The sequence below is a fragment of the Kistimonas scapharcae genome, assembly GCF_039540975.1.
Lineage (GTDB): Bacteria > Pseudomonadota > Gammaproteobacteria > Pseudomonadales > Endozoicomonadaceae > Kistimonas > Kistimonas scapharcae.
This window is the reverse complement of the sequence record NZ_BAABFL010000218.1, coordinates 1-983: the sequence shown is the minus strand read 5'-3', so window position 1 is coordinate 983 and position 983 is coordinate 1. Positions and strand designations below refer to the sequence as shown.

Here is a 983-nt window from a genome sequence, read left to right as displayed (position 1 = left end):
TTTTGCCTGAAGAGCACAGGGGACGCTCTCTTCATTCAATTTAGCCTTACTTCTTCAGATCGTTAAGCGGGAGTTAAGGAATTATACCCTGCTCTGTGATTGTGTAGCATTTGATATTTTCCTTATGCCTCGTACACAGCTTCAAGATCACCAATGGGAACGTATTAAGGACTTGCTTCCAGGTAAGCGTTCAGACTGTGGCGTTACCGCCAAATGCAACAGAGTTTTTCTTGAAGCTGTGTTATTGATCGCTCGTACCGGTGCCCCTTGGCGCGATCTGCCACAAGAATTCGGTAAATGGCATAGTGTTTATGTTCGTTATGACCGCTGGTGTCAAAAGGGCATATGGGTTGACGTGTTTGAAGAACTTTCCAGAGACAGAGACTTCGAATACATCATGGTCGATGGAAGTATTGCCCGAGTACACCAGCATGGTGCTCCAAAAAAACAGCTCAGGATGAGCAAGCTGTCGGTAAGTCCAGAGGCGGTCTGACCACGAAAATCCATGCAGCCGTTGACGCTTTGGGCAACCCTGTTCGCTTTATCATAACGGCCGGGCAGACGTCTGAGTTCTGTCAGGCCCTGGCTTTGATAGAAGGCTTTTCTACTGATTACGTTCTCGCAGACAAGGGCTATGAATCCAATGTTTTCATCACAGCGATTGAGAGAAATGGGGCAGCGCCAGTTATTCCGCCACGTCGGAGCAGGCTCGTTCAACGAGCGTATGACAAGGCGCTTTACAAAGAGCGAAATCTCGTAGAGCGACTGTTTCAAAAACTGAAGCAGTTTCGCCGTATAGCCACTCGCTACGAGAAGTTAGGGCGAAACTACTTTGGAATGCTTCATTTAGCAGCCAGCATGATATGGCTAACTTAATTGTGAACACTCCCTAGAAACTTGCAGGCGGTGTTTGTCAACATAGTTGTCGCCCCAACTCAAGCCGCTTTCTTAAGTTGATCAGCTGAAGATCTGTCGGGATTAAG

At 47.5% G+C, this 983-nt stretch carries 1 protein-coding gene; it reads left to right on the top strand.

Translation table 11 applies throughout. The annotated features are described in order from the left end of the window. Positions 1-124: 124 nt before the first annotated feature. A protein-coding gene (locus ABD892_RS10505; RefSeq protein WP_425559229.1) for an IS5 family transposase occupies positions 125-876 on the top strand; the annotation gives its coding sequence in 2 pieces (ribosomal slippage) (positions 125-440 and positions 440-876; 753 coding nt in all). Positions 877-983 lie beyond the last annotated feature (107 nt).